Consider the following 26448-nt stretch of genomic DNA (forward strand, 5'->3'; position numbering starts at 1 on the left):
AAAATTCGAACAGCGAAGTTGGATTTGCCCATGAATAAAGTGCTGATCGTGGATGATCATCCCGTCATTCGTCTTGCTGTACGTTTGCTGATGGAGCGTCATGGATATGAAGTTATTGCCGAAACGGATAACGGCGTCGATGCATTGCAGATTGCCCGGGAACAAATGCCCGACATCGTTATTCTCGATATTGGAATTCCGAAGTTGGATGGATTGGAGGTTATCGCTCGCCTGACCATCAATCCTTCGCCATTGAAAGTGCTGGTGCTGACTTCCCAGGCCCCTGGACATTTTTCGATGCGCTGCATGCAAACGGGGGCCGCCGGCTATGTATGCAAACAGCAGGACCTGACCGAACTGTTGAGTGCGATAAAAGCGGTGCTGTCGGGCTATAGCTATTTTCCCAACCAGGCATTGCACACGGTGCGTTCAAGCCTTGGCAATGCCAGCGAGTCGGATATGGTGGAACGTTTGTCCGGGCGAGAGATGATGGTGCTGCAGCAACTGGCTCGCGGTAAGACCAACAAAGAGATCGCGGATGGGATGTTCCTGAGCAACAAGACCGTCAGCACCTACAAAACCCGCTTGTTGTTGAAGCTCAATGCCCGTTCGCTGGTGGACCTGATTGAACTGGCACAACGAAATGGACTGGTCTGAATCGGGCATGCGTACAGTAAAAAGCCTCCATCTGGGAGGCTTTTACGTGTCAGAGATCAAAATCGTAATCGGCGAGTTGCTTTTGGAGACGACGCTCTTCCAACAGGTTGTCGATGGTGCGGCGTTTACTCAGGTTGGTTTTTGCCACTTCCACGACAACAGGTTCCGCATCGTCACCTTCAACGGCGACGAAATCGTCTTCCACTACATCCAGTTGTTCTTTGCCAGTACTCATGGGGTCGACTCCAGGCTAAGACTGCCATTGGCGCTCCTTATATCGATAAACAACCGGCGGGTAAAAAAGATTTTTTCAATCGGCGGATGCGTAAAAGCAATAGCGCATCAATCGTCCGATGTCTTGTGCTTATATTCACATAGGTCTTCGATCCGGCAGCTCCCGCAACGGGGCTTGCGGGCCAGGCAGACGTAACGCCCATGCAGGATCAGCCAGTGGTGTGAATCCAGAAGGTAATCCTTGGGGACGAATTTCATGAGCTTCTTTTCCACTTCCACCACGTTCTTGCCCGGCGCCAGCCCAGTCCGGTTACTGACGCGGAAAATGTGGGTGTCGACGGCCATCGTCAATTGACGGAATGCGGTATTGAGAACCACATTGGCGGTCTTGCGACCGACACCTGGAAGAGCTTCCAGCGCTTCGCGGGACTGGGGAATCTCACCGCCGTGACGCTCGATTAGCAGGCGACAGGTCTCGATCACGTTTTTCGCCTTGCTGTTGAAAAGCCCGATGGTCTTGATGTACTCGGACAGCCCTTCGACGCCCAAGGCAAGGATCGCCTGCGGTGTATTGGCTACGGGAAAAAGCTTGGCCGTGGCTTTGTTGACACCGACGTCGGTGGATTGGGCCGATAGAATCACCGCGATCAGCAACTCGAAAGGGGAAGAGTAGGCCAGTTCGGTCTTTGGCTCGGGGTTGTCTTCATGAAAACGACGAAAGATTTCCAGACGTTTTGCGGCGTTCATGGGCGCGGCGTTTCCTCTTGGGTCGAACGGGGTTTGATGCCTGTCCAGGCTTGATAGGCGGCGAGCAGCAGGCCGAGCAGAATGAATCCGCCGGGGGCGAGCAGGGCCATTGGCACGCCTCTGCCGATCAGCTCGCGCAAAGCGCCCAGGCTGACGATCAAGAGGCCGAACTGCGCCGCCAACCTGAGGTGAGCAAGCCAGCGGCGCTCGACGACAGCGGTTTGTTCCAGGGTCACGCAGCTCAGTGCGATCCATGCGGTGTACATGCTCAGCGCGCCATGGCGCTCCAACATCCAGGCCTGGACGAGGAGGTCGGCGCAGGCGGTCATGGCGGCGGCCACGACGCAGGATGCGATGAGTCGCTGGCGGTCCGTGAGGCGCGGCCCCAGCAATGCCAGTGTCGAGCCGTGGGCGAGGCTGATCAAGACCCAGGCGAGCCACAGGACCAGCGCATTCACCAGCGAGTCGCTGGCTCCCACCAGAGGAACGAGCACGAGGCCGCGGGACCAGGGTATGGAGTTATTCATGACTGATCGCTCCCGTCAGCTGCGTCTTATGCCCGTCGAAGTAACGCAACGCATCGTGGACAGCCTGGAGCACCGCCCTGGATGTGACCGTCGCGCCAGCCAACTGGTCGAACTGGCCGTGATCCTTTTTCAACGCCCAACTCTCATCGGCAGGCACCTGGCTCGACTTGCCCTCGAAGGTTTGCAGCCAGGCATTCGGCCAGCCGGCTATCGCCGCGCCGAGGCCGGGAGTTTCCGACTGGCGCAGGGTTTTTACGCCCAATACGCGTCCTGTCGGATCCACGGCGATCAGTAGCTCGATGCTGCCCTCGTAGCCCTGTACCTGGCTGCTTAGCAACACGGCGCTGGGCACTGCGTCGCGAGTTGCCAGGTAAGCGCCCAGCAATGTGCTGCGGGGCAGCGCCACCGGAGCCGCGATGAGCGGTTGCGCCATCGGCTGATTGTCGTAACGGTCGGGCGGCAGTATGTCGAGCAAGGTCCGGTTGGCGATGGCTTGGCGCTGCGCCTCGATGCGCCCGGCGGTGCCGGTTTGCACCAGGTACGTGGCGCCGATGGCAAGGCCGCCAAGCAACACCAGGATCGTAACGCCGGCGATTTTTTTCATGTCAGCGGGCGCCTTTGTCGTGCCTCGACGAAGCGCTCCAGGGCCGGCACGCCGAGATTCATTAACAACACCGCAAACGCTATGCCGTCCGGCAACCCACCCCAGGCGCGGATCACGTAGACCAGCAGCCCCGCGCCTACGCCGAACAACAGTCGGGCAAACGGGGCTTTGGCGCCCGACACGGGTTCGGTCACGATGAAAAACGCGCCGAGCATGGTTGCGCCGGTCAGCAGATGAAACAGTGGCGAACCGTGGGAATCCGAGCCCGAACCGTTCCAGAACAACAGGCTGACGGTGAACAGGCTGGCCAGCATGCCCACGGGGGCGTGCCACGTGAAAATCCGTTGTTGCAACAGGAACAGGCCGCCGGCAAGGAACCCCAGGTTGATCCACTCCACACCGTGTCCGCCCCAGCGGCCGAACGCCGGGTCGCTGGCAAACAGCTCGTCGATGGTCAGGCTGGTGTTTACCCGCAGGCTGTCCAACGCGGTGGCGCCGGCCCAGCCATCGGGGGGCTGGCCCATGTCGGCGACCAGGCGCAAACCGTCCATCAGGCCCAGGCCATGGGTCGTTGGCCATTGGCTCATGTATTGGGGGAACGCCATCAATACCAGGGCATACCCGAGCATCGCTGGATTGAACGGATTGCTGCCGACCCCACCCCAAAGGTGCTTGCCAAACAACAAGGCGCAGGCGACCGCCGTGACGGTCAGCCACCAAGGGCAATACGCTGGCAAGGCCAGGGCCAGCAAGGTGGCACTGACCAATGCGCTGCCGTCGCCCAGGTCTGGCTTGATGGGTCGTCGCCGCAAACGCAATATCAGCGCCTCGATCGCCAGCGCGGTCAGCCCGGACAACAACAGGTTCAGCAACACACCCCAACCAAAGAACCACATCGAGGCCAGTACGCCGGGCAACGTCGCCAGCAGTACACGCCGCATCGCCTGGCGCAGCCGTTCGTCCAGCGGATCAGCGAGCGGCATGGACATCCACCTGCCGCTCGGCGTCCTTGACGGCTTGCTCCAATGCTTGAAGCTGCTCCGCAGAGGCAGCGGCCGCCCGGGCCTTGCTGAGTTCGGCGCGACGCATCGCCAGCTGAATCTTGGCCCGCTTCAGTTCGGCGTCATTTGCCGGCACCGGTGCCGGTGCCGGCGTGGCGGGCGACGCAGCGCTTTCCAGTTGGGCCAATGCCTGTTCTGCCGCTTCGAACTGACGTTGCAGCACGATCAGCCGTGACTGTTGCTCGTAGGTCGGCGGATGGCCGAACGCTCTCAAGGACTTGTGCAACTGTGCCCGACTCATGGCCAAATCGACCTTGGCTTTCTTCAGGGCGGCATCCGCAGTGGCGGCTTTCTGCGCGCGCACTCGCTCCAATGCTGCCTGCACGGGATCGAGTGGCTGCGCCCGGGCCGGTTGGGCGTTCCGCTGGATTCTGGCCAGGCGCTCGGCTTGGCGCGCCTCATCTTCACGACGCAAGCGCGCGTTGCGTTGCTCGAAACGCTGACGAGCGTGATTGCGCTTGGCGGCTCGCGCTTGCCGCTCCTCGTCGCTGGAGGCGAGTCCTCCCACGATCGGCGTTACCGTCGCCACCGGCAATGGCCGCATCTCGATGCAATCCACCGGGCAAGGCGCCACGCAAAGATCACAGCCGGTGCATTCGTCGATGAGAACGGTGTGCATCAGCTTTGCCGCGCCGACAATCGCATCCACCGGGCAGGCCTGGATGCACTTGGTGCAGCCGATGCATTCGGCTTCCCGGATAAACGCGATTTGCGCCGGTGCCGCGCCGCGACTGGCGTCCAGCTCCAAGGCCGGCACCCGCATCAGTTCGGCCAAGGCTGCGATGGTTTCCCGTCCGCCAGGCGGACATTTGTTGATCGGCTCACCCTGGGCGATCCCTTCGGCATAGGGCTTGCACCCGGGGTGACCGCACTTGCCGCATTGAGTTTGCGGAAGCAGGGCATCGATGTGTTGAATCAGGTTCATGTCTTGACCAGCCCGCGCAATCCGAGAAACGCCACTGCCATCAGGCCGGCGCTGATCAGTTGGATCGGCAGCCCCCGCAAGGGCATGGGAATATCGTTGTCGTGGATTCGCTGTCGCAAGTCTTCGAACAGGCTCAACACCAGCCAGAAACCCAGTCCACCACCCAGGCTCAAGGACATGGCGTGGCCCAGGCCGGTGGCCTCCCGGCTATTGAGCAGCGTGACGCCCAATATGCCGACATTGCCGAGTAGCAGCGGCCACAAGCCAGCAAGCGGCAGCATGGGCAGCCAGTGCTTCAGCAGCCCCAGCACCGGCCTGATCAGCAAGACACTCAGGGGCAGCCATAGCAAGAGCCGCATTGACGCCAGGCCGGCCGGGACCAGCAACCATTGGTCGATCAGATAGCCCACGCTCCCGACACAGAGCATCAGGCACGCCGTCGCCAGGCCCAGGGCATGCACCTGGCTTCGACCCTTGGCTGCCAGCAACGGATCGACGCCCAGCGGCCAATGCAACACCAGGTTGTTGATCAGGGCCGCGCTCAACAGGGATAAGAGGATTTCGGTCATGGCTATGGGGCGATAGGGCCTGTGACAGGATGGGCATTATCCGGCACACCGTGACGGCGAGCCAGATATGAAAATCCCACAGTCACTCGTTAGCGACTGTGGGATCGGTGCCGCGTGCAGTTGCGTTACTTGATCCGCTGGCCCGGCTTGGCGCCGCTATCGGGGCTTAGCAGGTAGATCTCTTCGCCGCCGGGGCCCGCCGCCATCACCATGCCCTCGGAAATACCGAAACGCATTTTGCGTGGCTTGAGGTTGGCGATCATCATCGTCAGCCGGCCTTCAAGCTTGGCTGGGTCAGGGTAGGCGCTCTTGATGCCGGAGAACACGTTGCGCTGCTCGTCACCGATGTCCAAGGTCAGGCGCAACAGCTTGTCGGCCCCTTCGACCGCTTCAGCCTTGACGATCAGCGCCACGCGCAGGTCGATCGCCGCGAAGGCGTCGAAGTCGATTTCAGGCGACAGCGGGTCCTTGGCCAGTTCGCCGTTGCCGCTCGGGCCGCCGGTGTCGGTCTGGCTGGCGGCCAGGTCTTCCTTGGAGGCGTCGATCATCGCTTGCACCTTGGTCGCGTCGATGCGGGTCATCAGCGGCTTGAACTCGTTCAACTGATGATCGCTCAGCAGGGTCTGGTGATCGTTCCAGGACAGGGGCGCGACGTTGAGGAACGCTTCGGCATCGGCGGCCAGCAGCGGCAGCACCGGCTTGAGGAAAATCACCAGTTGGCGGAACAGGTTAATGCCCAGGGCGCAGATCGCCTGGACTTCATCCTGCTTGCCGTCCTGCTTGGCCAACGACCAGGGTGCCTTGTCGGCGATCCACGCGTTGGCGCGGTCGGCCAGGGCCATGATCTCGCGCATGGCGCGTGCAAAGTCGCGGCTCTCATAGGCATCGGCGATGCTTGGCGCGGCGGCGAGGAAGGCGTCGGTCAGTTCCGGCGCGGCGTTACCGGCAACCAGCACGCCAGCGTTGCCTTTGTGGATGAAACCGGCGCAACGGCTGGCAATGTTGACGACCTTGCCCACCAGGTCGGAGTTGACCTTCTGCACGAAGTCTTCGAGATTCAGGTCCAGGTCGTCGACGCCACGGCCGAGCTTGGCGGCGTAGTAGTAACGCAGGTATTCCGGCGACAGGTGGTCCAGGTAGGTCCGCGCCTTGATGAACGTGCCGCGGGACTTGGACATCTTCTGGCCGTTGACGGTCAGGTAGCCGTGGACGTTGATGCCGGTCGGTTTGCGGAAACCGGCGCCTTCGAGCATGGCGGGCCAGAACAGCGCGTGGAAGTTGACGATGTCCTTGCCGATGAAGTGATACACCTCGGCGGTGGAATCCTTGGCCCAGAAGGCGTCGAAGTCCAGCCCCGGGGTGCGGTCGCAGAGGTTCTTGAAACTGGCCATGTAGCCAATGGGCGCGTCCAGCCACACATAGAAATACTTGCCTGGCTCGCCAGGGATCTCGAAGCCGAAGTACGGCGCATCGCGGGAAATGTCCCACTCCTGCAGGCCCGAGTCGAGCCACTCGGCGAGCTTGTTGGCAACCGCGTCCTGCAGCGTGCCGCTGCGGGTCCAGGTCTGCAGCATCTGCTGGAAATCCGGCAGCTTGAAGAAGAAATGCTGGGAGTCCCTGAGCACCGGGGTTGCACCGGAAATCGCCGATTTCGGGTCTTTCAGGTCGGTCGGGGCGTAGGTGGCGCCGCATTTTTCGCAGTTGTCGCCGTACTGGTCCTCGGTGCCGCATTTCGGGCAGGTGCCCTTGATGAAGCGGTCGGCCAGGAACATTTTCTTTTCCGGGTCGAAATATTGGGTCACTGACCGGGTGGAAATATGCCCGGCGTCACGCAGCTTCAGGTAGATCTGGCTCGACAGCTCACGGTTTTCTTCGGCGTGGGTGGAGTGGAAGTTGTCGAAGTCCACCAGGAACTCGGCAAAGTCGGCGCTGTGTTCAGCCTGGACGTTGGCGATCAGTTGTTCCGGGGTGATGCCTTCTTTTTCCGCGCGCAACATGATGGCCGAGCCGTGGGCGTCGTCGGCGCAGACATAAATGCATTGGTTGCCGCGATGTTTCTGGAAGCGCGTCCACATATCGGTCTGGATGTATTCCAGCATGTGGCCAAGGTGGATCGAACCATTGGCGTAGGGCAGGGCGCTGGTGACGAGGATCTTGCGTGGCTCGGACATGGGGCTCGGCTACTTGATGAAACGGAGGTCGGCCACTATAAAGCGCCGGGAAATATATTTCACCCCACGGGCCTGTTTCCAGATGCATTGCTGGAGAGCACAGGCCCAACCTTTGGCGAGGGGATAAATCCCCTCGCCAAAGAAGGTCAGCGTTCGAATGGTAATCGGGTCGCCACAAAAGCATGTGCGGCGTAGGATAGCGGCCTGTTTTCAAGTCTTGCTATCGGAGTTGCCCATGAGCGCCGTCAATCGCGCAGCGGTGGAAGCCGTCCTTCGCCAGTACACCGACCCTTACCTGAACCAGGACCCGGTCAGCGCCGGATGCGTGCGGGCCCTCGATATCCAGGGCGATCGCGTCACTGTCCATCTGGAAATCGGCTACGCCGCCGATCTGTTCAAGAAGGGTTGGGCGCAAATGCTGCAAATGGCCATCGAGGGGCTGGACGGTGTCACGGCCGCCAAGGTCGAAGTGACCAGCGTCATTGCCGCTCACAAGGCCCAGGCCCAAGTGCCTGGACTTGCGAACGTCAAGAATGTCATCGCGGTCGCCTCGGGCAAGGGCGGCGTGGGCAAGTCCACCACTGCCGCCAACCTGGCGCTGGCGCTTGCCCGTGAAGGTGCGAAGGTCGGGATTCTCGATGCGGATATCTATGGTCCGAGCCAGGGCATCATGTTTGGCATCGCCGAGGGTACTCGCCCACAGATAAAGGATCAGAAATGGTTCGTGCCGATCCAGTCACACGGCGTGGAAGTCATGTCCATGGCGTTCCTGACCGATGACAACACCCCCATGGTCTGGCGCGGGCCGATGGTGTCCGGCGCCTTGTTGCAGTTGGTCACGCAAACCGCCTGGGGCGACCTGGATTACCTGGTCATCGACATGCCGCCAGGCACCGGCGATATTCAGCTGACCCTGGCACAGAAAGTCCCGGTGGCCGGCGCGGTGATCGTCACCACGCCCCAGGACCTGGCCTTGCTGGATGCGCGCAAAGGCGTGGAGATGTTCCGCAAGGTGAACATCCCGGTGCTGGGCGTGGTGGAGAACATGGCCGTGCACATTTGCTCGAACTGCGGGCACGCCGAGCATCTGTTCGGTGAAGGCGGTGGGGAAAAACTGGCAACCCAGTACGGCGTCGAACTGCTGGCCTCGCTGCCGTTGTCGATGGTGATCCGAGAACAGGCAGACGGTGGCAAGCCAACCGTCATCGCCGAACCGGACAGCCAGATCGCCATGGTCTACCAGGAGCTGGCTCGCCACGTCGGCGCGCGGATCGTATTGCAGGAAGCCGCGTCGCCTGTGATGCCGAACATCACCGTCAGCGACGATTGATAGAGTGAAACCCTATCCACTGTGGGAGCGAGCCTGCTCGCGATAGCGGTCTGACATTTCAACATTGATGCAAGCTGACCCGGCGCCATCGCGAGCAAGCTCGCTCCCACATTTTGCTAGGCGGTGGGTTTAGATCCGCATTCCACCATCCATCTCCAGGATCCGACCGGTGTAGTAGTCGTTTTCGAAGATGTAGGCCGCCGAATGCGCGATCTCCTCAGGCTTGCCCATGCGCTTGAGCGGGATCACCGAAGTCATTCGTTCCAAGGCCTCTGGTTTCATGCCCAGGGTCATTTCGGTTTCGATGAACCCCGGCGCGATGCCCGCCACACGGATGCCGTAGCGCGCCAGTTCCTTGGCCCAGGTCACGGTGGCAGCGGCCACGCCGGCCTTGGCGGCCGAGTAGTTGGTCTGGCCGATGTTGCCGGCGCGGGAGATCGACGAGATATTGATGATCGCGCCGCTGTTCTTCAGCTCGACCATCTTGGCCGCCACTTCACGGGTGCACAGGAACACACCTGTAAGGTTCACGTCGATCACGGCCTGCCACTGGGCCAGGCTCATCTTGGTCATTTCGCCGTCCTTGACCTTGAGCAACAGGCCATCGCGCAGGATGCCAGCGTTATTGATCAGCCCATGGATCGCGCCGAAGTCCTGCGCAACGCGGGCCACCATGTCGATCACCTGGTCTTCATTGGCGACGTTGCACAAGTAGGCGCGAGCCTCGACGCCCTTGGCGGCGCAGGCGGCGACCGCTTGGTCGAGTTTCTCCTGATTGAGGTCGACCAGCGCCAGCTTCGCGCCCTTGCCGGCGAAAGACTCGGCCATGGAACGCCCCAGGCCCTGGCAACCGCCAGTGATAATGATTACTTTGTCAGTGAGTTGCATTCTCATGTCCAGATGGCGCAGCGGTGGAGGGACTGTTTAGGTAGCGCTCGATTTGCGGGTTTGGCCCGGCTGCAAGCGAGACAGTCCAGAGGTGTCGGAACATTACTCCACTCGCCTGATCGTTTTCTAGACGGATTTCATTAAAGGAGTCATAAATTGAGCGTCGAAGCAGCCAAGCATGCCCGGGAACTGTTGCTCAAGGAGTACCGTGGAGTGCTCTCCACCCATTCCAAATCCATGCCCGGCTTTCCGTTCGGCTCCGTGGTCCCCTATTGCCTGGACGACCAGGGCCGGCCGCTGGTCTTGATCAGCCGTATCGCCCAGCACACTCACAACCTGCAAAAAGACCCCAAGTGTTCCATGCTGGTGGGCGAGCGGGGCGCTGAGGATGTACAGGCCGTGGGGCGCCTGACCTACCTGGCGCAGGCCCGTAAACTCGAAGACAGTGTTGCCATCGATGCCGCCGCCGAGCGTTATTACCGCTACTTTCCCGAGTCGCAGAACTATCACAAGGCCCACGACTTCGACTTCTGGGTGCTCGACCCGGTGCGCCATCGCTACATCGGGGGTTTCGGCGCCATTCACTGGATCGATCAGGTAATCCTCTCCAACCCGTTCGCCGGCAAGGCTGAAACCAGCATGATCGACCATATGAACGCTGATCACGCCAAGGCCATCGCCCATTACGTGGAGTTGAGCGGCCTGCCGAAAAACGAACCGGCGCGTTTGGTCGGCATCGACAGCGAAGGTATGCACTTGCGCATCGGACAAGGGCTGTATTGGCTGGCGTTTCCGAACCCTTGCAACACGCCGACACAAGTGCGCGAAGCCTTGGTTTATCTGGCTCACGCCGAGCAATGGCCAAAAAATGCCGAGGTCGATGCTTGAATTCACGAAAGGGCGACGTCATTTAGGTTTTCATAGCAAGGTCTTCTTGCGTTGAGGAACCCTTTGATGCGCCCATTTTTATTGCTCTTTCTGCTGTTCCCGGTGTTGGAGCTGTTCGTATTCGTCAAGGTCAGCGGTGCGATCGGGTTTTTCCCGGCGCTGTTGCTGGTCATTCTCGGCTCGATGCTCGGCGTCTTCGTGTTGCGCATCGCCGGCCTCGCCACGGCGTTGCGTGCCCGTGAAAGCCTGAACCGTGGCGAGCTGCCTGCGCAGACCATGCTCGAAGGACTGATGCTGGCCTTGGGTGGCGGCCTGTTGATCCTGCCTGGTTTTATCAGCGACGTGCTGGGCCTGGTCATGTTGTTGCCGTTCACCCGCCGCTTGCTCGCCAACAAGATGCGCCAGCGTGCCGAAGAGCAGGCGATGCGCCAGCGAGCGTTCGCCGATGATCTTCAGTCCCGGGGCGGCCCGGCCCCCAGGGAGCCCGTGGGCCGCGAGCCGAACGTGATCGAAGGCGAATTCGAACATCGCGATCCCAAGTGACCCTTCAATCAACTTTCCCAAGCAACTATCGAGCAGCACGGCACCTTCGGGTGCCGTGTCCGTTTGAGCCTTCGTAAAGCAAAAATTTTCATCGCCGCCCCTTGTAATCGACTTGCACGCCCTTATGTATGGGTCACCGCAAGGTTTCCGGTGGCGACACTGGACAGACTTCCGCGGTTCGCTTGACGAACCGCACCCCGGCTCCGCCGGCTTTTGTTAAACCCGCCGGGACTACACCGGCCGATGAAAACCAAAATTAGGAGAGATCGACAATGAAGCTTCGTCCTCTGCATGACCGCGTCGTCATCCGTCGCAGCGAAGAAGAGAAGAAAACCGCTGGCGGTATCGTCCTGCCAGGTTCGGCTGCTGAAAAAGCCAACCACGGTGAAGTTCTCGCTGTAGGTCCAGGCAAGGCACTGGAAAACGGTGAAGTACGTGCGCCGGCCGTGAAAGTGGGTGACAAGGTTGTGTTTGGCCCTTACTCCGGCAGCAACACTGTGAAAGTCGACGGCGAAGACCTGTTGGTCATGAGCGAGAACGAAATCCTCGCTGTTCTCGAAGGCTGATTTCCCCGCTCATTTTCCCGCTACTACAAAGTATTTAAGGAATATCGATCATGGCTGCTAAAGAAGTTAAATTCGGCGATTCCGCCCGCAAGAAAATGCTCGCCGGTGTCAACGTCCTGGCTGACGCAGTAAAAGCGACCCTGGGCCCGAAAGGCCGTAACGTGATCATCGAGAAGAGCTTCGGCGCTCCGACCATCACCAAGGACGGCGTTTCCGTAGCCAAGGAAATCGAGCTCAAGGACCGCTTCGAAAACATGGGCGCGCAACTGGTCAAAGACGTTGCCTCCCGTGCCAACGATGACGCTGGTGACGGTACCACCACCGCGACCGTACTGGCCCAGTCGATCGTCAACGAAGGCCTGAAAGCCGTCGCTGCCGGCATGAACCCGATGGACCTCAAGCGCGGCATCGACAAGGCGACCATCGCCATCGTCAAGGAACTGAAGGGTCTGGCCAAGCCTTGCGCTGACTCCAAGGCGATCGCCCAGGTTGGTACCATTTCCGCCAACTCCGACAACTCCATCGGCGACATCATTGCCGAAGCCATGGAAAAAGTCGGCAAGGAAGGCGTGATCACCGTTGAAGAAGGCTCGGGCCTGGAAAACGAACTGTCGGTTGTTGAAGGCATGCAGTTCGACCGTGGCTACCTGTCCCCGTACTTCGTCAACAAGCCAGATACCATGGTTGCCGAGCTGGACAGCCCGCTGATCCTGCTGGTCGACAAGAAGATCTCCAACATCCGCGAAATGCTGCCAGTGCTGGAAGCCGTTGCCAAAGCCGGCCGCCCACTGCTGATCGTGGCTGAAGACGTCGAAGGCGAAGCCCTGGCGACTCTGGTTGTGAACAACATGCGTGGCATCGTTAAGGTTGCAGCCGTCAAGGCTCCAGGCTTCGGCGACCGTCGCAAGGCCATGCTGCAGGACATCGCCGTTCTGACCGGCGGTACCGTTATCTCCGAAGAGATCGGCCTGAGCCTGGAAAGCACCACCCTGGAGCATCTGGGTAACGCCAAGCGCGTGATCCTGTCCAAGGAAAACACCACCGTGATCGACGGTGCTGGCAACGATGCCGATATCCAGGCTCGTGTGACCCAGATCCGTGCACAAGTGGCCGAGACCTCGTCCGACTACGACCGTGAAAAACTGCAAGAGCGTCTGGCCAAACTGTCCGGCGGCGTTGCGGTGATCAAGGTTGGCGCCGGTTCCGAAGTTGAAATGAAAGAGAAGAAAGCCCGCGTTGAAGACGCCCTGCACGCAACCCGCGCAGCCGTTGAAGAAGGCGTGGTACCTGGCGGCGGCGTGGCACTGGTTCGTGCTCTGCAAGCCATCAGCGAGCTGAAAGGCGACAACGACGACCAGAACGTCGGTATCCAACTGCTGCGTCGCGCTGTCGAAGCACCTCTGCGTCAGATTGTTGCCAACTCCGGCGACGAGCCAAGCGTAGTGGTCGACAAGGTCAAGCAGGGTTCGGGTAACTACGGTTACAACGCTGCTACCGGCGAATACGGCGACATGATCGAAATGGGTATCCTGGACCCAGCCAAAGTGACTCGTTCGGCTCTGCAAGCGGCTTCGTCGATTGCCAGCCTGATGATCACCACCGAGGCGATGATCGCTGAAATCAAGGAAGACGCTCCAGCTGGCGGCGGCATGCCAGACATGGGCGGCATGGGTGGCATGGGCGGCATGATGTAAGCCAGCCTTACCCCTGTAGCGAAAAACCCCGCCTGCGAAAGCAAGCGGGGTTTTTTATTGCCTTGGATTTTGACGCGGGGGCGCATTTTTCCTGGGGGACCTGTGGGAGCGAGCTTGCTCGCGATGACGGTACATCAGTGCCAGATATGGAAACTGACACACCGCAATCGCGAGCGAGCTCGCTCCCACAGGGTTATTCCATGCTCAGGCGTTAGCGGGTTGGTTCAGCGCTGCGCGATCAGCCATGGCAGCCGGTCGATACAGCACGAAGTAGTAACACCCCAGGCAGATCAGCCAACAGAACACCGCTGTCCACACGTTATGGGAGAAAAAATGCGCCCCTTGCATCATCCGACCCACGGAGAAAACGGTGCCCAGTGCGAAGGCAAATACCAGTGATTGACGGGCCAGGCGGGGACGGCGGTCGCGTAATACGAAGAACAGCGCAAACAGCGTGAACCCCGTTGCGGCATGTCCGCCGGGCCAGCAACGGCCGGGCTTGTCAGTGGCCGGGCGCGGGCTCAGCAATTCACTGTAGGTTTCCTTGCCGCCAAACTCCTTCAGGCTCCAAGGGCATTGCACCGCCGTCACGGCCTTCAGCGGCGTGACAAACGCCGTTGCCAGCGCTAGCGATAAGACCAGGCAACCGAGTTCACGCTTGAACGGTGTGAGGCGATCGACAAAAAACGAAGCGATGAACCCCGCGACCGCCAGGATGCAGAAGACGATGACCATCTGCTTGGCCCGGTCGTGCAGGATGTCTTCGAGAAAAAAACTATGCCGTCCGATGAATCCGCCCTCGGCCGCACTGTAAAAAAGCCTGGCAAGGTCCATGTCAAGCGTAGTCAGTTCCAGCACCACCAGGATCAGCGCAACAACTACAGGCACCCCCAGCGCGATTCCGAAATTCAATGGCCTTGAAACAGGGCGAAGGCTAGCGCAAACCATGGACAGTACCTTTTGTGGATGTTCTTGAGCAGCAGGTTGCGCCCAGTCTCGTCCGCGTCGCGTTGGGCAGGCGTGAATGCGGGGTGAAAAACTCGTCAATGCCCCAACCCCAGCCGAGACAACTCTAGCCGCGGAACACGCTTGGCCTTAAGCTGCGCGGGCCACGACGATTGCCTACGTGTGCAGGAGAGATGCCCATGCGAATTCTATTGGTCGAAGACAACCGCGACATCCTGGCCAACCTGGCCGATTACCTGGGACTCAAGGGTTATACCGTCGATTGTGCCCAGGATGGTTTGTCGGGTTTGCACCTGGCCGCGACCGAGCACTACGACCTGATCGTGCTCGACATCATGCTGCCAGGCATCGATGGCTACACCTTGTGCAAGCGCCTGCGTGAAGACGCCCGGCGTGATACGCCGGTGATCATGCTCACCGCGCGGGACCAGCTGGACGACCGCCTGCAGGGATTCAAGTCCGGGGCTGACGATTACCTGGTCAAGCCTTTTGCGTTGTCGGAATTGGCCGCGCGGATCGAAGCGGTGATGCGTCGGGCCCAGGGTGGCGGGCGTCGCGCGTTGCAGGTCGGCGACCTGAGCTACGACCTCGACACGTTGGAAGTGACCCGTGAGGGCCGGTTGCTCAAGCTCAACCCCGTTGGCCTCAAGTTGCTCGCGGTACTGATGCAGAAAAGCCCCCACGTGCTGCGCCGGGAAATCCTCGAAGAAGCCCTGTGGGGCGATGATTGCCCGGACAGCGACAGCCTGCGCAGCCACGTCCACCAACTGCGCCAGGTGATCGACAAACCGTTCGAGAAACCACTGCTGCACACGGTGCATGGCGTCGGTTACCGCTTGGCCGAGGGCCGGGATGGAGTTTAAGCAGAGCCTTGCCCAACGGATCATCATCGCGTTCGCCTTGATGAGCGCGTTGGTGGCGGGCGCATTTGCCCTGGGCATCGTGGCAACCGTTCACCTGGTGGAGGAAAAACTGATTTCCGCCGGCCTTGGCGGTGACCTGCAACGTCTGCTGCTGATGGACAGCGTCTCCGACTGGAGTCATCGGCCTGAACCCGATCAGTTGTTCTATTTCAGCGGCGGTCCGGGTGACTTCGAGTTGCCCAAGGACCTGCGTCACCTGGATCGGGGCTTTCATGAAGTGTTTCGTGAGCAACTGTCCTACCACGCGATGGTGGAAATCGTTGACGGTCGCCATTACGTATTGCTGCAAGACCAGAGCGATTTCGAGGAGCGCGAACGGGTACTGTTCGCCGTGGTGTTGGTGGGCTTCGTGCTCAGCCTGGCGCTGGCGGTATTCCTCGGATGGGTGCTGGCACGTCGAGTGATGGCACCTGTGGTGCGTCTGGCTCGCCAAGTGCGGCATCGCGACCAGCTCCTTGGACTTGCCCCGCCGCTCGCGCCGGACTATGCCGCCGACGAAGTGGGCGAGCTGGCCGTGGCGTTCGACGCTACGTTGGGCCGATTGCGCCAAGCCTTGACCCGTGAACGTTTGTTCACCAGCGACGTCAGCCATGAATTGCGCACGCCGTTGATGGTCCTGGCCACGTCTTGCGAATTGCTGTTGGAAAACCCGGCGCTTGACCAGCGGGGGCGTACCCAGGTTGAACGCATCAACCGGGCCAGTGAGGAGATGCGTGAGTTGGTGCAGACCTTCCTCATGCTTGCCCGGGCCCAGCGCGAAGACAATGGAATCTCCCCTCGCTCGACCCTTGGACAGGTAGCGGACAACCTGCTCGGTGTCTGGCGCGCGCCGATCGAGTCCAAAGGTTTGACGTTGATCTTCGAGCCCGGGCAAACGGCCGATACGCTGTACAACGCCACATTCCTGACCGCCGTCATGGGCAACTTGCTGCGTAATGCCTTGCATTACACCGACCAGGGGTTTATCCGCGTCTCCCTGACGGTCACTGGGTTCATGGTCGAGGACAGCGGCGTGGGCATCCCCGAAGAGAAGCGCGAGGCGATGTTCGAGCCATTCGTGCGAGGTAATGAAAAGCGTGGCGAGGGCTTGGGGCTGGGCCTTTCGCTGGTACAGCGAATCTGCGAGGACCAGGGCTGGACAGTGAGCCTCAGTACGATGGAGCCCAACGGTTGCCGTTTCGAGGTGGAGCTGAATCCAAAGGGTTGAAGTGCGTCCCGGAAAAGCCTTGAAATGATTGGTTCAGATCCATGACGGTTTTTTCACGAGGCGATGACACATCTGTTCATAGGCTGGGCCCATCAACAACGGAGGGCCCCCCATGTCCAAAGCCATCAAGCTGGATTTTTCCGAAAAGTACGACGAGCAACACGCCAGGCAATATTTCCACAAACACCGCAGCGGGTTCAGCCGCCGCCTCTCCAATCGGCGCGACCAGCAACTGGCGCGCCGCGCCTTGGCCCTGGCCGGTGACCCTGGCCTGGTACTGGACCTTCCCTGTGGCGCCGGACGTTTCTGGCCCTTGTTGGCCGAGAAATCGAACCGGGTCATCATCGGCGCGGACAATTCCGCAGCCATGCTGCAAACAGCAATGAGCGTCCAACCCGCCGATGTCGTAAAACGGGTACAACCTTTGCACACTTCTGCGTTCGACATCGCCTTGCCTGATAACGCCGTTGACAGCATTTTCTGCATGCGTTTGTTGCACCACATCGGTGAACCCGCGCATCGCCTGGCAATCCTGCGTGAATTCGGGCGTGTCAGCCGCGACAGCGTCATCGTTTCATTGTGGGTCGATGGCAATTTCAAGGCTTGGAAACGCAAGCGTCTTGAGCGAACCCGTGGGCAGAAAGACTACCAGAACCGATTTGTGTTACCGGTTGCTACAGTGGAGGCCGAATTTCGACAAGCTGGCTTCCGCATCCAGGAACAACTGGATTTCCTACCGCTCTATGCCATGTGGCGAGTTTATGTATTACGCAAGGGGTAATGGGCATGGTTGTACAAGCAGTAGAAGCCCCGGCGGCTTCTCGCAGTTGCTTTGATCATTTTTGGAATCAAAGGGGTGACTGGGTAGAGGAACCCAACACGCGGCGGGGCGGTGAAAGCGGTGTGCAACGGATCAACGACGGCGACGGATTGCTCTATTCCAAGCGCCAGACCGGCCATATCTACCGCAGCTTGTTGCACCCCTTCGGCCGTCCGACTGTCTTGCGCGAAGAGCGAGCCTTGGTGGCCCTGACAGAACTCAATGTCACGGTGCCCCAGGTGGTTTTCTGCGGTGCGCAGAGGGACCCGGTACATAAATGGCGCGCGCTGTTGGTTACCCAAGCGTTGGACGGTTTCGAGGAAATCGAACAATGGTACGCCGCGGGTGGGCGCGAACGTCATGGCGAGGCGGTGCATGACCGTATCCTCCAGGCGTTGGCCGAAAACCTGGCTCGCATGCACAAAGGGCGCTGGCAGCATGGCTGTCTTTATATCAAGCACGTATTCGTGCGTGTAACAGGGGAGGGCGAGTCGGCCAAGGCTGAAATCGCACTGCTGGACCTGGAAAAATGCCGTCAACGCCTGACTGCCCGCAGCGCGGCCGCCCACGACATGAGGCAGCTGCGGCGCCATTCGTCGTTCCACGATGGCGACTGGAAAAAACTCGTCTACTTTTATACAACGGCGTTTGGCAGCGCTATCAAAGGTTTATAGCGATGAAAGTAGAAATTGCTAGAGGTTTGTTCTTGATCGGAGCCCTGGCAGTTACGTCAATGGCGGTGGCGGTATGGGAACAGCCGCGCTCGCAGATTCTCAGTGCCTCCACGGTGGGCGCCCATTGCCCTGTGCCTCGGATTGCCAAGGCCAGCGAGGCGATCCAACCGGACAACGATCTGCTGTTGTTCATGTTTGGCCTGTCTCAAGGCATGAAGCCGCAAAGTTGAGTTTCATGACTTAAAACAAAGGCCTCGCATTTGCGAGGCCTTTGTTTTTTTAGGTCAGCATTGTTCCGGCAGCCTGTGTTACCGCTTCTGCGGTTTTGCCAGCAAGGTGTAGACGCAAGGCAATACGAACAGTGTGAACAAGGTACCCACCGACATTCCCGTGGCGATCACTGTGCCGATGTCGAAGCGGCTCACCGCCCCGGCACCGGTGGCCAGGATCAACGGCACCATGCCGAATACCATCGCCGCAGTGGTCATCAACACTGGCCGCAGACGAATCGATGCGGCTTGTTCCACGGCCTCGCGCGGGCTCAGCCCTTGTTCCTTGCGTAGCTGGTTAGCGAACTCGACGATCAGGATGCCGTGCTTGCTGATAAGCCCGATCAACGTAACCAGGCCTACCTGGGTATAGATGTTCATGCTCGACCAGCCGAGGAACAGCGGGATCAATGCGCCGCAGATTGACAAGGGCACCGTCACCAGGATTACCAGCGGATCCCGGAAGCTCTCGAACTGCGCCGCCAGCACCAGGAAAATGATCGCCAGGGCCAGGGCGAAGGTTCCCCACAACGCGCTGCCTTCTTGTACGAATTGGCGTGAAGCCCCTGCGTAGTCGAAGGCGAACCCCACCGGTGCTTCCTCGCGAGCGATCTGGCGGACCGTCTCGATGGCCTCGCCCATGCTCACCGTGGGGAAACCCGAGATCGTCACGGCGTTGAGCTGCTGGAACTGGTTCAGTTGCCGCGGTCGTGCCTGGTCGCTGACCTTGATCAGCGTCGAGAGCGGGAGCGATTCACCCTGGGCATTCTTGACGTAGTAGTTGTTCAGCCAGTCCGGATTGTCCCGGAACGGTCGTTCGACCTGGGCTATTACCTTGTAGCTGCGTCCTTCCAGGGTAAAGCGGTTGATCTCCGACTCGCCCAGCAACGTCGCCAGGGTTCCGCCCAGGTCCTGCATGGAAACACCCATCTGGGCAGCCTTGGCCCGATCGATATCCACCACGACCTCGGGCTTGTCGAAAGCCAGGTCAATGTCCATGAAGGCGAACTTGCCGGACTCTAGCGCCCGTTTCTTGACTCGCTCGGCAATTTGCAGAAGCGTCGTGTAGTCCTTCGGCGAATTGATGACGAACTCGAAGGGCAACCCTTCGCCCGTGCCCGGCAGCGAGGGCAGGTTGAAGCCAAAGATCTGCAGGCCCGGGATGCTTTCCAGCTTGGCCTGGACCTCCGGCAGGATCTCCATCTGGGTGCGGTTGCGTTCGTTCCAGGGCTTGAGCAGGAACCCGCCGATGCCCGACTGCACGCCGTTATAGCCGTTGATCTGAAAGGAAGAATAGTACTCAGGGAATTCCTTGAAGATCGTGATGAAGTGATCGGTATAGGCGTTCAGGTAATCGAGGTTGGTCGTCTTTGGTGCATTGGCCATCATGAATATGATGCCCTGGTCTTCGTCTGGCGCCAGCTCGGACTTGGTGAACATGATCAATACCGGTATCAACAGCAGCACGATCACCGCAAACACCAGCACCACGGGCCTGGTTTCGAGCGTGGCATGAAGCATGCGCTGGTAACGGTTCTTCAGGCGTTCGAAGATTACGTCCAGCCGATGGGCCAGCCCCGAGGAATTCTGGTCATGGCGCAGCAGCATCGCGCACATCATCGGCGACAGGGTCAGGGCGACGATGCCGGATATCACCACCGCCCCGGCCAAGGTCAGGGCGAACTCCTTGAACAGCGCGCCCGTCAGGCCTTCGAGCAGGCCGATAGGCGCGTAAACCGCCGCCAGCGTGATGGTCATCGAAACCACCGGCATGGCGATTTCCCGGGCGCCTTCTATGGCAGCGTCGAACGGGGTCTTGCCTTCCTCCATATGTCGATGGATGTTCTCCACCACCACGATGGCATCATCCACCACCAGGCCGATCGCCAACACCATGGCCAGCAGTGTCAGCAGGTTCATGGAATAGCCCATCAACTGCATGAAGAACATGACCCCGATCATCGACAGGGGAATGGTCACCACCGGGATGAGCACCGAACGCAAGGCGCCGAGGAACAGGAACACCACGACAATGACGATCAGGACCGCCTCAAACAGGGTTTTTACCACCTCGTCGATGGAGGCCTGGATGAAGAGCGTGGCGTCGTAGGCGATCTCGGCCTTGAGGTTGGTCGGAAGCTGGGCTTCCATCTCCGGCATGATCTTGCGAACTTCCTTGATCACATCCAGCGGGTTGGCGCCGGGCGTGGCCTTGATGCCGATGTACACCGAGGGCGTGCCGCCAAAGGAACTGATGGTGTCGTAGTTTTCGGCGCCCATCTCCACCCGCGCCACGTCCTGTAGCAAGACGCGGCTGTCGCCGTCGGTCTTGAGGGGTATGCCTGCGAAGGCTTCGGCGGACTTGAGTTCGGTGTTGGCGTTGATGCTGGTGACGACGTATTCGCCTTTCACCTCGCCGGCGGCGGAGACGAAGTTGTGCTGGCGCACGGCGTTGGTCACGTCGGCGGCGGTCAGGCCAAAGCCCGCGAGCTTGACCGGGTCCAGCCACAAGCGCATGGCAAAGACCTGGTTGCCGAGGATCTCCGCTTCGGCCATGCCGGGCAGTGTCGCCAGCTTCGGCTGGATCACCCGCGACAGGTAGTCGGTAATCTGCGGGTTGTTCAGTTCCTTGCTGAAGAAACTGATGTACATCAGCGCCGAGGCATCGGCAGCCTCACGGCTGAGCACCGGGTCCTCGGCATCCTGGGGCAACTGGTTCTTGACTTCGTTGGCCTTGGCCAGCAGTTCGGTGAAGAGCCGGTCGCTGTTGGAGCCAATGCGGGCATAGACCGAGATCACCGAGAAATTCTGCCGACTGACCGAGGTCATGTAGTCGATGCCCTCGGCACTGGCCAGGCTCTGTTGCATCGGCTGGGTGATGTAGCCCTGGATGGTCTCGGCGTTGGCCCCGGGATAGGCGGTGGTCACCGTGATCAGCGCGTTTTCCATTTGTGGATACTGACGCAGGGGCAGTTTGCTCCAGGCCTGGAAGCCCAGCAGCACGATCAACAGGCTGACCACGGTGGCGAGCACCGGGCGGCGGATGAACGGATCGGTAAAAGCCATGGGGGTTCCTTGATCAGTCCGCGCGCGGCGAGCTGTTCTGTTCGGTCAGGGTCTTGTCGTCACTGATGGCGACGGGCGTACCGTTGTCCAGCTTGATCTGGCCGCCGATGACCACTTCCTCGCCACTTTGCAGGCCCTTGGTCACCAGGACTTGCCCGTCCCGGCGCTCTCCCGTTTCGACGAAGCGGCGCTCGGCAATCAGGACCGGCTGGCCCTTGTCATCTTTCTCGACATTGCCGTCGGCGGCTTTCTTCTGGGTCACTACGTACATGGAGTTGCCGTAGAGGGTGTAGGTCACGGCGCTTTCCGGTACGACGATCCCGGCAGCCACGTCCGGCAGGATCACCTGCAGGTCGGCGAACATGCCGGGCAGCAGCTTGCCGTCGGGGTTGGCGAGGGTCGCGCGCACCAGCACGTTGCGGGTGCTGTCCTCGACCTTGGGATTGATGGCGCTGATGGTGCCGACGAACGTCTGGCCTGGGTAGGCCGAGACATTGACATTGACGGGTTGGGCCACGGCGAGTCGAGGCACCGACTGTTCCGGGACATAGAAATCCACATACAGGCTGCTGAGGTCCTGCAGGGTGGCGATCACCGTGCCGCTGGCCAGGTAATCGCCGATGTCCACCTGGCGAATGCCGATGGTGCCGCTGAACGGCGCGACGATGTGTTTCTTTGCCAGCGAGGCCTTGAGCTGGTTGACCGTGGCCTGGTTTTTCTTCAACTGGGCTGAGAGCCGGTCGAACTCACCCTTGGAAATCGCCTGGCTGCCTACCAGTTGCCGGCCCCGGCCGAAATCCAGCTGCGACAGGCCAAGGTCCGCCTGGGCGGTTTCCAGCAGGGCGCTTTCGACTTCGGTGTCCAGTTGCAGGAGCGGTTGGCCGGCCTTGACCTTCTGCCCCGATTCGAACTGAAGCTTTTGTACCGTCCCGGCAATTTCCAGGCTCAGGTCAACGCCTTGCGAGGCCTTGAGGCTGCCGACGGTGGGCAGGCGAGACTGCCAGGGCTGCTCGGTGGCCTTGGCCACGGCAACGCTGACTGGTGGTTTCGGGGCAGAAAACATCTGGATCTGCTGGTAGATGGAGAAGGCCTTGTAGCCTGCCAGCAACAGCACCACCAGCAGGACAACACCCAACATGATCAGCATGCGGCGTCGCAGCATGTTCCACTTCCTTGGAAAAGAGCTGAGAGAAAATACAGATAGGCGGGCACATTACCCTGAGTGCGCGGGGTATTCCAGATGCTCTAGGGTCGGTGGGGTGTAGGATTGTTCCGAAAAATCAGGGCGCCTTGCACCGACGCCCTTCGCTCCCTCGCTCAGGCCAGGTGCAAATGGTTGTCCCAGAGCCCTGCCGGCAGGTCCAGCGGTTTTGCAACCAATTGTGATTGACGGCAATCGTAGTAGCGGCAGCGCCCTTGGCCCGACGTCACGACGAAGCCGTCGGCCACCGCGCCGACTCCGGCGCAATCCGGCAAAGGCGCGTCCAGGCGAACCTCGCCGCTATCCAGGTCCCAAATGAAAAAGCGGTTGCCCCGTGGAGCCGTCAGGGCCACCAGGCGCAGTTCGCTGTGCACGGCGACGCTGGCGGTGTAGTGCCCCATGGCTTGCAATTGGTATTCGGGCACCGGGAACGCCTTGAAGGGTTGGCCCGGGCGCTTGATCGCCAGCAGTTCCGACGGCTCGTGGGCCGCCCCCATGAATTGCTGGCCGGAGACGATGGTCCCGTCGCTGGCAATGCCCAAATGGCGCACGCTGTTCATTTGCTGAGGGAGGGTTTCCTTGCTCAACAACGTGCCGTCGCGCTGCATCAGCACCAGGCTGGGTTCCATGGCATCGAGATTCATCTCGACCCGGCTCTCGGCCTCGGTGCGGATGCCGCCGTTGGCCACCACCAGCGTCTCGCCGTCGGGCATCCACGACACCTGATGAGGACCGATGCCATGGGTTGGAATTTCGCCGCTGTGCACCAGCCGCTCGCCTTCGAAGCGGTACATGCCCAGCAGGCCGCGGCCCGGATCGCGAGTGTCGTTCTCCGTGGTGTACAACCATTCGCCACCCTTGTGGATCACCGCATGGCCGTAGAAATGCCGGTTCGGCCGCGAGGCGATGGTTTGTAGCAGCCTGCCGTCGCGCAGGTCGATCAGATAGCTTTCGGTGCCTGGACGGCGGGCAACGAAAAACGCGATCGGCAGCGTCGGGTGATTGATGATGTCATGGCAGCGCTGGCCGACCTGGGTGGCGAACACCCGGGTGCCGTCCAATCGATAGCCGACGGCGAAGTGATTGCCTTCACCATCGTCCCGTGCCGAAAGCAGCAGCGGACTCTTGTCCTTTTGCTTGAACAGCGTCCAGCCGCCCAGGGTAACCGCGCCCAGCAGCAAGCTGCCGAGCGCCAGAGCCTGACGTCGAAACATGATCAGTCACCGTCGTTGGCGTTGAAGCCCAGTTGAATGCCCAGCGCCTTGGCCAATTCGCCTTCATGCAGGCGGTGGACGACGTTGAGGCTGTCGTACAACTCGTTGAGTTGCTGGCGCCCGGCGTCGTCGCCGAGCATTTCGGTAAGCGAGCGTTGGCTGCTGGCAAAAAGCTTCAGCGACGCGTCGTAGGCAGCGTCGATTTTGTCGGCCAGCGGTTTCTGGTCGCTTGGCAGCAGGCCGCGCAGGCCTTTGTTGTCGACGCCGGCCCACACGGTCCTGGCGGCTTTCAGGCTGGCTTCCAGCCCTTGCAGCGAAGACTGGCTGCGCCACGCGTCGGCCTGGAATGGTTGCGGCACGCCCTTGCTCTGGCGGCCCATCGGCGTACCGAGTTTTTTCTTCAGGGTGTCCAGCGCAGTGACCTGGACCCGTAGCAGATCGGCGATCGCTTCGTGGGAATCGGCGTAGCGTTGGTTGGGAAACTTGCTCATCTGGGCGAGCATGCCGTCGTTGCTGTTCCAGCCCGACAGGATTTCTTCGGCCAGTTGCTTCTGACGTTCGCCGATGGCGGTAAGCAGCGGGCAGTACTTGGCTTTCTGAGCGCTGTCGGCCATGTCGATTTTCGCGTCGAACAACAGGTATTCATAGGCCGAAAGCCCTTGCACGACCACGCTGGACTTGGCCAGGCCGGCGGCGTCGATCTGCGGCTGGCTGTTGACCAATTGCTCGACCTGGCGACCGACCAGGTTCTTCTTGTCGGGCCAGAATTGCACCTGCCAGGCGCGGTTGCCCTCGGCCAGCGGACCGATCAGCAGCGGTTGCAGCTCTGCCCAGGCTTTTTGCGCCTTGAGGAAATCGGCGCGCGCGGTTTCCAGGTTTTCCTTGCCTTGGCAGAACGCCAGGGCGCTGGTCGCCAACTGCCGGTCAGCTTCGACCCAGCGGCTGTAGGTCGGCAGGATCACCTGCTTGGCAATGGCGGCCGACGTGACCGCCTGCGGGTCCTGGGGCGAGCAAGCGCCGAGGGCGATGGCGGCGAGACTGGTGAATAACAGCTTGGGACGGAACATGTCGGGCTCCCGTTTCGGAAATCAAGTTTAAAGAGAATTCAGGAAAGCCAACAACGCAGCGCGCTGCTCGGCATTGAATGCTAGGACCTGTCGCTGCGCCGCCTGGGCTTCGCCGCCATGCCACAGCACGGCTTCGAGCAGGTTGCGGGCGCGACCGTCGTGCAGGAATTGGGTATGGCCGTTGACGGTCTCGGTCAGGCCGATGCCCCAGAGCGGCGGGGTCCGCCAGTCACGACCGCTGGCCTTGAACTCGCTGCGGTTGTCAGCCAGGCCTTCGCCCATGTCGTGCAGCAGCAGGTCGGTGTAGGGGCGGATGACCTGGTTCGCCAGCTCTGGTTCGGCAGCATTGGCGGACGTAGTGTATTTGGGGGTGTGGCAGGATTGGCAGCCCGCCTGGAAAAACAGATTCTTGCCCGCCAGCACCTGGGGCGAATCCACATCGCGGCGGGCCGGCACCGCGAGGTTGCGACTGTAGAACAACACCAGGCGCAGGATGTTATCGCTGACTTCCGGCTCGCCCTGTGGGCCGTTGCCGTTGGGCGCGCGTTTGCAATCAGCCTGGGCCTCGGTGCAATCGTCGAACGGCCGCAGACTGGTTGTCAGGCCCATGTCCCCGGAAAACGCATGAACGTTCTGTTGATTGAGGTTCGGCTGGCCGGCCTTCCAGCCGAACCTCCCCGGCACGGCCTTTTGCTGGACATCGTCCCAGACCATGTTCGGACGGCCGGCGATACCGTTTTTCGCCCGCGCCTGAGCCTGGGCATTCGCCAGGATGGCGTCTTCAGGGATGGCCTCGAGCAAACCCAGGCCGATCATGGGCGGGGCGACGCGGGCCGAAAAACGCGTGTCGGGGTGCATCGGGCCATAACCCAATCGAGTGATCTGCAAGGCCGGCTTGCGCAGCTCCACGACGGTGCCGTCGGCAAAACGCACCGGCACCGGGGTGTAGTCGACTCGTACCTTGCCCTCCGGCGCGACGCCAGGAACCGACATGTCTTGCAATTGCGCGCCATAGACCGGCTCCGGCACGACGCCGAGCTGCTCGATGACCTTGGCGTAGGGGGGCGCGTCAGGAATCGACAGGCGCACCAGCATCGATACCGCGCTGCTCGCATCGGGTGCCGGTGGATGGCCGCGTCCATCCTTGATATGGCAATTCTGGCAGGCGTTGGTATTGAATAGCGGTCCGAGGCCGTCGCGGGCGGTCGTGGTCGAGGGCGCAATCACCCACGGGCTGCGGAAGAAACTGTTACCGACGCTGAAATCCACGCGTCGCGAGGGGGGCAGGTTGGCCGAAGGCAGGGAGAACGCGTTCTGATCAGCCTTGCGCACCGTCGCGCCGCCGCCGGACTTGGCTTCGCCGGGTTCGGCCTGGGTGAAACGCGGGGCGTCATCGCAGGCACTCAGGCCCAGGGCCAGGAACAGAGCGCATAAGCGAAGAGGCAACGACAACATCGGAAATCCTGCGGGACGAGTGAAACGCGGGCGCAAAGTCTAACAGGGCGGGGCAGTTTGAATAAGAGGAATTATCGTTTGGTTTGATCGGGGTGCACTTGATTCCTGTGGCGAGGGAGCTTGCTCCCGCTGGGGTGCGAAGCAGCCCCAAAACCAGGCGCCGCGGTGCAACAGGTAAATCC

General features: G+C 60.7%; 26 protein-coding genes. 11 read left to right on the forward strand and 15 right to left on the reverse strand.

Going from position 1 to position 26448, the window contains the following annotated elements; genetic code table 11:
* Positions 1 to 30: 30 nt before the first annotated feature.
* Positions 31 to 657: a response regulator gene (locus tag J3P76_RS06200; protein WP_420765220.1), complete on the forward strand. Its 627-nt coding sequence runs from the start codon at positions 31 to 33 to the stop codon at positions 655 to 657.
* Between the two features lie 49 nt (positions 658 to 706).
* On the opposite strand, the gene J3P76_RS06205 is transcribed toward J3P76_RS06200, so the two are convergent.
* The 8 genes from J3P76_RS06205 to metG all read right to left on the reverse strand — a co-directional run bounded on the left by J3P76_RS06205 (position 707) and on the right by metG (position 7495).
* The gene (locus tag J3P76_RS06205) at positions 707 to 892 is read right to left on the reverse strand and encodes a PA3496 family putative envelope integrity protein (RefSeq protein ID WP_420765219.1); all 186 of its coding nucleotides are present in this window, start codon (positions 890 to 892) and stop codon (positions 707 to 709) included.
* Between the two features lie 107 nt (positions 893 to 999).
* Positions 1000 to 1638: an endonuclease III gene (gene nth, locus J3P76_RS06210; RefSeq protein ID WP_420765218.1), complete on the reverse strand. Its 639-nt coding sequence runs from the start codon at positions 1636 to 1638 to the stop codon at positions 1000 to 1002.
* Positions 1635 to 2165: an Rnf-Nqr domain containing protein gene (locus tag J3P76_RS06215; RefSeq protein WP_434607407.1), complete on the reverse strand. Its 531-nt coding sequence runs from the start codon at positions 2163 to 2165 to the stop codon at positions 1635 to 1637. Before J3P76_RS06215 ends, nth begins: the two co-directional genes overlap by 4 nt.
* Positions 2158 to 2769, reverse strand: coding sequence for an RnfABCDGE type electron transport complex subunit G (locus tag J3P76_RS06220; RefSeq protein WP_434701677.1), 612 nt, complete (start codon positions 2767 to 2769; stop codon positions 2158 to 2160). The genes J3P76_RS06215 and J3P76_RS06220 overlap by 8 nt, the downstream gene beginning before the upstream one ends.
* Positions 2766 to 3752 carry an RnfABCDGE type electron transport complex subunit D gene (locus tag J3P76_RS06225; RefSeq protein WP_434607403.1) on the reverse strand — a complete coding sequence of 329 codons (987 nt, stop codon included), beginning with the start codon at positions 3750 to 3752 and terminating at the stop codon, positions 2766 to 2768. The genes J3P76_RS06220 and J3P76_RS06225 overlap by 4 nt, the downstream gene beginning before the upstream one ends.
* Positions 3739 to 4755 carry an electron transport complex subunit RsxB gene (rsxB, locus tag J3P76_RS06230; RefSeq protein ID WP_434675972.1) on the reverse strand — a complete coding sequence of 339 codons (1017 nt, stop codon included), beginning with the start codon at positions 4753 to 4755 and terminating at the stop codon, positions 3739 to 3741. Before rsxB ends, J3P76_RS06225 begins: the two co-directional genes overlap by 14 nt.
* Entirely contained in the window at positions 4752 to 5324 is a 573-nt protein-coding gene (locus J3P76_RS06235) for an Rnf-Nqr domain containing protein (RefSeq protein ID WP_420765213.1), read from the reverse strand. Before J3P76_RS06235 ends, rsxB begins: the two co-directional genes overlap by 4 nt.
* 125 nt (positions 5325 to 5449) lie before the next feature.
* The gene (gene metG / locus J3P76_RS06240) at positions 5450 to 7495 is read right to left on the reverse strand and encodes a methionine--tRNA ligase (protein WP_420765212.1); all 2046 of its coding nucleotides are present in this window, start codon (positions 7493 to 7495) and stop codon (positions 5450 to 5452) included.
* 235 nt (positions 7496 to 7730) lie between these two features.
* On the opposite strand from metG, the gene apbC reads away from it, so the two are divergent.
* Complete coding sequence (gene apbC, locus J3P76_RS06245; protein ID WP_420765211.1) at positions 7731 to 8825, forward strand: iron-sulfur cluster carrier protein ApbC; 1095 nt, start codon at positions 7731 to 7733, stop codon at positions 8823 to 8825.
* Positions 8826 to 8954: 129 nt separating this feature from the next.
* Here apbC and J3P76_RS06250 read toward each other — a convergent pair whose 3' ends face one another.
* Positions 8955 to 9713 carry an SDR family oxidoreductase gene (locus J3P76_RS06250; RefSeq protein WP_434701678.1) on the reverse strand — a complete coding sequence of 253 codons (759 nt, stop codon included), beginning with the start codon at positions 9711 to 9713 and terminating at the stop codon, positions 8955 to 8957.
* A gap of 156 nt (positions 9714 to 9869) precedes the next feature.
* Here J3P76_RS06250 and J3P76_RS06255 point away from each other — a divergent pair, with 156 nt between their 5' ends.
* From J3P76_RS06255 to groL, 4 genes are all read left to right on the forward strand, one after another.
* Positions 9870 to 10601, forward strand: coding sequence for a HugZ family protein (locus tag J3P76_RS06255; protein ID WP_434701679.1), 732 nt, complete (start codon positions 9870 to 9872; stop codon positions 10599 to 10601).
* A 66-nt stretch (positions 10602 to 10667) separates the two neighbouring features.
* Positions 10668 to 11144 (forward strand): FxsA family protein, encoded by a 477-nt coding sequence (locus J3P76_RS06260; RefSeq protein ID WP_420765208.1) that lies wholly within the window; start codon positions 10668 to 10670, stop codon positions 11142 to 11144.
* A gap of 272 nt (positions 11145 to 11416) precedes the next feature.
* The gene (locus tag J3P76_RS06265) at positions 11417 to 11710 is read left to right on the forward strand and encodes a co-chaperone GroES (RefSeq protein ID WP_039591772.1); all 294 of its coding nucleotides are present in this window, start codon (positions 11417 to 11419) and stop codon (positions 11708 to 11710) included.
* A 50-nt stretch (positions 11711 to 11760) separates the two neighbouring features.
* The gene (gene groL, locus J3P76_RS06270; protein WP_030142514.1) at positions 11761 to 13404 is read left to right on the forward strand and encodes a chaperonin GroEL; all 1644 of its coding nucleotides are present in this window, start codon (positions 11761 to 11763) and stop codon (positions 13402 to 13404) included.
* Between the two features lie 204 nt (positions 13405 to 13608).
* Here groL and J3P76_RS06275 read toward each other — a convergent pair whose 3' ends face one another.
* Positions 13609 to 14352, reverse strand: a complete 744-nt coding sequence (locus J3P76_RS06275) for a phosphatase PAP2 family protein (RefSeq protein ID WP_434607391.1) — start codon at positions 14350 to 14352, stop codon at positions 13609 to 13611.
* 197 nt (positions 14353 to 14549) lie between these two features.
* On the opposite strand from J3P76_RS06275, the gene colR reads away from it, so the two are divergent.
* The 5 genes from colR (at position 14550) to J3P76_RS06300 (ending at position 18224) form a co-directional block, all read left to right on the forward strand.
* The gene (colR, locus tag J3P76_RS06280) at positions 14550 to 15233 is read left to right on the forward strand and encodes a two-component system response regulator ColR (protein ID WP_039591775.1); all 684 of its coding nucleotides are present in this window, start codon (positions 14550 to 14552) and stop codon (positions 15231 to 15233) included.
* Complete coding sequence (locus J3P76_RS06285) at positions 15223 to 16500, forward strand: sensor histidine kinase (RefSeq protein WP_420765205.1); 1278 nt, start codon at positions 15223 to 15225, stop codon at positions 16498 to 16500. Before colR ends, J3P76_RS06285 begins: the two co-directional genes overlap by 11 nt.
* A gap of 112 nt (positions 16501 to 16612) precedes the next feature.
* On the forward strand, positions 16613 to 17281 hold the full coding sequence (locus J3P76_RS06290; protein WP_420765204.1) for a class I SAM-dependent methyltransferase: 669 nt from the start codon (positions 16613 to 16615) through the stop codon (positions 17279 to 17281).
* A 5-nt stretch (positions 17282 to 17286) separates the two neighbouring features.
* Positions 17287 to 17994, forward strand: coding sequence for a lipopolysaccharide kinase InaA family protein (locus J3P76_RS06295; RefSeq protein WP_420765203.1), 708 nt, complete (start codon positions 17287 to 17289; stop codon positions 17992 to 17994).
* A gap of 2 nt (positions 17995 to 17996) precedes the next feature.
* Positions 17997 to 18224 carry a hypothetical protein gene (locus tag J3P76_RS06300; RefSeq protein WP_420765202.1) on the forward strand — a complete coding sequence of 76 codons (228 nt, stop codon included), beginning with the start codon at positions 17997 to 17999 and terminating at the stop codon, positions 18222 to 18224.
* 78 nt (positions 18225 to 18302) lie between these two features.
* Here the strand turns inward: J3P76_RS06300 and J3P76_RS06305 are convergent, their stop codons facing one another.
* The 5 genes from J3P76_RS06305 to J3P76_RS06325 all read right to left on the reverse strand — a co-directional run bounded on the left by J3P76_RS06305 (position 18303) and on the right by J3P76_RS06325 (position 26266).
* Positions 18303 to 21329 (reverse strand): multidrug efflux RND transporter permease subunit, encoded by a 3027-nt coding sequence (locus J3P76_RS06305; RefSeq protein WP_420765201.1) that lies wholly within the window; start codon positions 21327 to 21329, stop codon positions 18303 to 18305.
* Between the two features lie 13 nt (positions 21330 to 21342).
* Entirely contained in the window at positions 21343 to 22491 is a 1149-nt protein-coding gene (locus J3P76_RS06310; protein ID WP_420765200.1) for an efflux RND transporter periplasmic adaptor subunit, read from the reverse strand.
* A 155-nt stretch (positions 22492 to 22646) separates the two neighbouring features.
* A complete protein-coding gene (locus J3P76_RS06315) occupies positions 22647 to 23744 on the reverse strand; it encodes a DUF1513 domain-containing protein (RefSeq protein ID WP_420765199.1) in 1098 nt (365 codons plus the stop codon).
* 2 nt (positions 23745 to 23746) lie between these two features.
* A complete protein-coding gene (locus J3P76_RS06320; RefSeq protein ID WP_434607385.1) occupies positions 23747 to 24811 on the reverse strand; it encodes an imelysin family protein in 1065 nt (354 codons plus the stop codon).
* A gap of 27 nt (positions 24812 to 24838) precedes the next feature.
* The gene (locus J3P76_RS06325) at positions 24839 to 26266 is read right to left on the reverse strand and encodes a di-heme oxidoredictase family protein (RefSeq protein WP_434560273.1); all 1428 of its coding nucleotides are present in this window, start codon (positions 26264 to 26266) and stop codon (positions 24839 to 24841) included.
* Between the last annotated feature and the right edge of the window lie 182 nt (positions 26267 to 26448).

This window comes from Pseudomonas sp. D1-36 (assembly GCF_051132205.1).
Lineage (GTDB): Bacteria > Pseudomonadota > Gammaproteobacteria > Pseudomonadales > Pseudomonadaceae > Aquipseudomonas.

Bases quoted from the DNA above. Each gene is read 5' to 3' on its own strand.
- J3P76_RS06200 (WP_420765220.1), top strand. From the start codon at position 31: ATGAATAAAGTGCTGATCGTGGATGATCATCCCGTCATTCGTCTTGCT.
- J3P76_RS06205 (WP_420765219.1), bottom strand. From the start codon at position 892: ATGAGTACTGGCAAAGAACAACTGGATGTAGTGGAAGACGATTTCGTC.
- nth (WP_420765218.1), bottom strand. From the start codon at position 1,638: ATGAACGCCGCAAAACGTCTGGAAATCTTTCGTCGTTTTCATGAAGAC.
- J3P76_RS06215 (WP_434607407.1), bottom strand. From the start codon at position 2,165: ATGAATAACTCCATACCCTGGTCCCGCGGCCTCGTGCTCGTTCCTCTG.
- J3P76_RS06220 (WP_434701677.1), bottom strand. From the start codon at position 2,769: ATGAAAAAAATCGCCGGCGTTACGATCCTGGTGTTGCTTGGCGGCCTT.
- J3P76_RS06225 (WP_434607403.1), bottom strand. From the start codon at position 3,752: ATGCCGCTCGCTGATCCGCTGGACGAACGGCTGCGCCAGGCGATGCGG.
- rsxB (WP_434675972.1), bottom strand. From the start codon at position 4,755: ATGAACCTGATTCAACACATCGATGCCCTGCTTCCGCAAACTCAATGC.
- J3P76_RS06235 (WP_420765213.1), bottom strand. From the start codon at position 5,324: ATGACCGAAATCCTCTTATCCCTGTTGAGCGCGGCCCTGATCAACAAC.
- metG (WP_420765212.1), bottom strand. From the start codon at position 7,495: ATGTCCGAGCCACGCAAGATCCTCGTCACCAGCGCCCTGCCCTACGCC.
- apbC (WP_420765211.1), top strand. From the start codon at position 7,731: ATGAGCGCCGTCAATCGCGCAGCGGTGGAAGCCGTCCTTCGCCAGTAC.
- J3P76_RS06250 (WP_434701678.1), bottom strand. From the start codon at position 9,713: ATGCAACTCACTGACAAAGTAATCATTATCACTGGCGGTTGCCAGGGC.
- J3P76_RS06260 (WP_420765208.1), top strand. From the start codon at position 10,668: ATGCGCCCATTTTTATTGCTCTTTCTGCTGTTCCCGGTGTTGGAGCTG.
- J3P76_RS06265 (WP_039591772.1), top strand. From the start codon at position 11,417: ATGAAGCTTCGTCCTCTGCATGACCGCGTCGTCATCCGTCGCAGCGAA.
- groL (WP_030142514.1), top strand. From the start codon at position 11,761: ATGGCTGCTAAAGAAGTTAAATTCGGCGATTCCGCCCGCAAGAAAATG.
- J3P76_RS06275 (WP_434607391.1), bottom strand. From the start codon at position 14,352: ATGGTTTGCGCTAGCCTTCGCCCTGTTTCAAGGCCATTGAATTTCGGA.
- colR (WP_039591775.1), top strand. From the start codon at position 14,550: ATGCGAATTCTATTGGTCGAAGACAACCGCGACATCCTGGCCAACCTG.
- J3P76_RS06285 (WP_420765205.1), top strand. From the start codon at position 15,223: ATGGAGTTTAAGCAGAGCCTTGCCCAACGGATCATCATCGCGTTCGCC.
- J3P76_RS06290 (WP_420765204.1), top strand. From the start codon at position 16,613: ATGTCCAAAGCCATCAAGCTGGATTTTTCCGAAAAGTACGACGAGCAA.
- J3P76_RS06295 (WP_420765203.1), top strand. From the start codon at position 17,287: ATGGTTGTACAAGCAGTAGAAGCCCCGGCGGCTTCTCGCAGTTGCTTT.
- J3P76_RS06300 (WP_420765202.1), top strand. From the start codon at position 17,997: ATGAAAGTAGAAATTGCTAGAGGTTTGTTCTTGATCGGAGCCCTGGCA.
- J3P76_RS06305 (WP_420765201.1), bottom strand. From the start codon at position 21,329: ATGGCTTTTACCGATCCGTTCATCCGCCGCCCGGTGCTCGCCACCGTG.
- J3P76_RS06310 (WP_420765200.1), bottom strand. From the start codon at position 22,491: ATGCTGCGACGCCGCATGCTGATCATGTTGGGTGTTGTCCTGCTGGTG.
- J3P76_RS06315 (WP_420765199.1), bottom strand. From the start codon at position 23,744: ATGTTTCGACGTCAGGCTCTGGCGCTCGGCAGCTTGCTGCTGGGCGCG.
- J3P76_RS06320 (WP_434607385.1), bottom strand. From the start codon at position 24,811: ATGTTCCGTCCCAAGCTGTTATTCACCAGTCTCGCCGCCATCGCCCTC.
- J3P76_RS06325 (WP_434560273.1), bottom strand. From the start codon at position 26,266: ATGTTGTCGTTGCCTCTTCGCTTATGCGCTCTGTTCCTGGCCCTGGGC.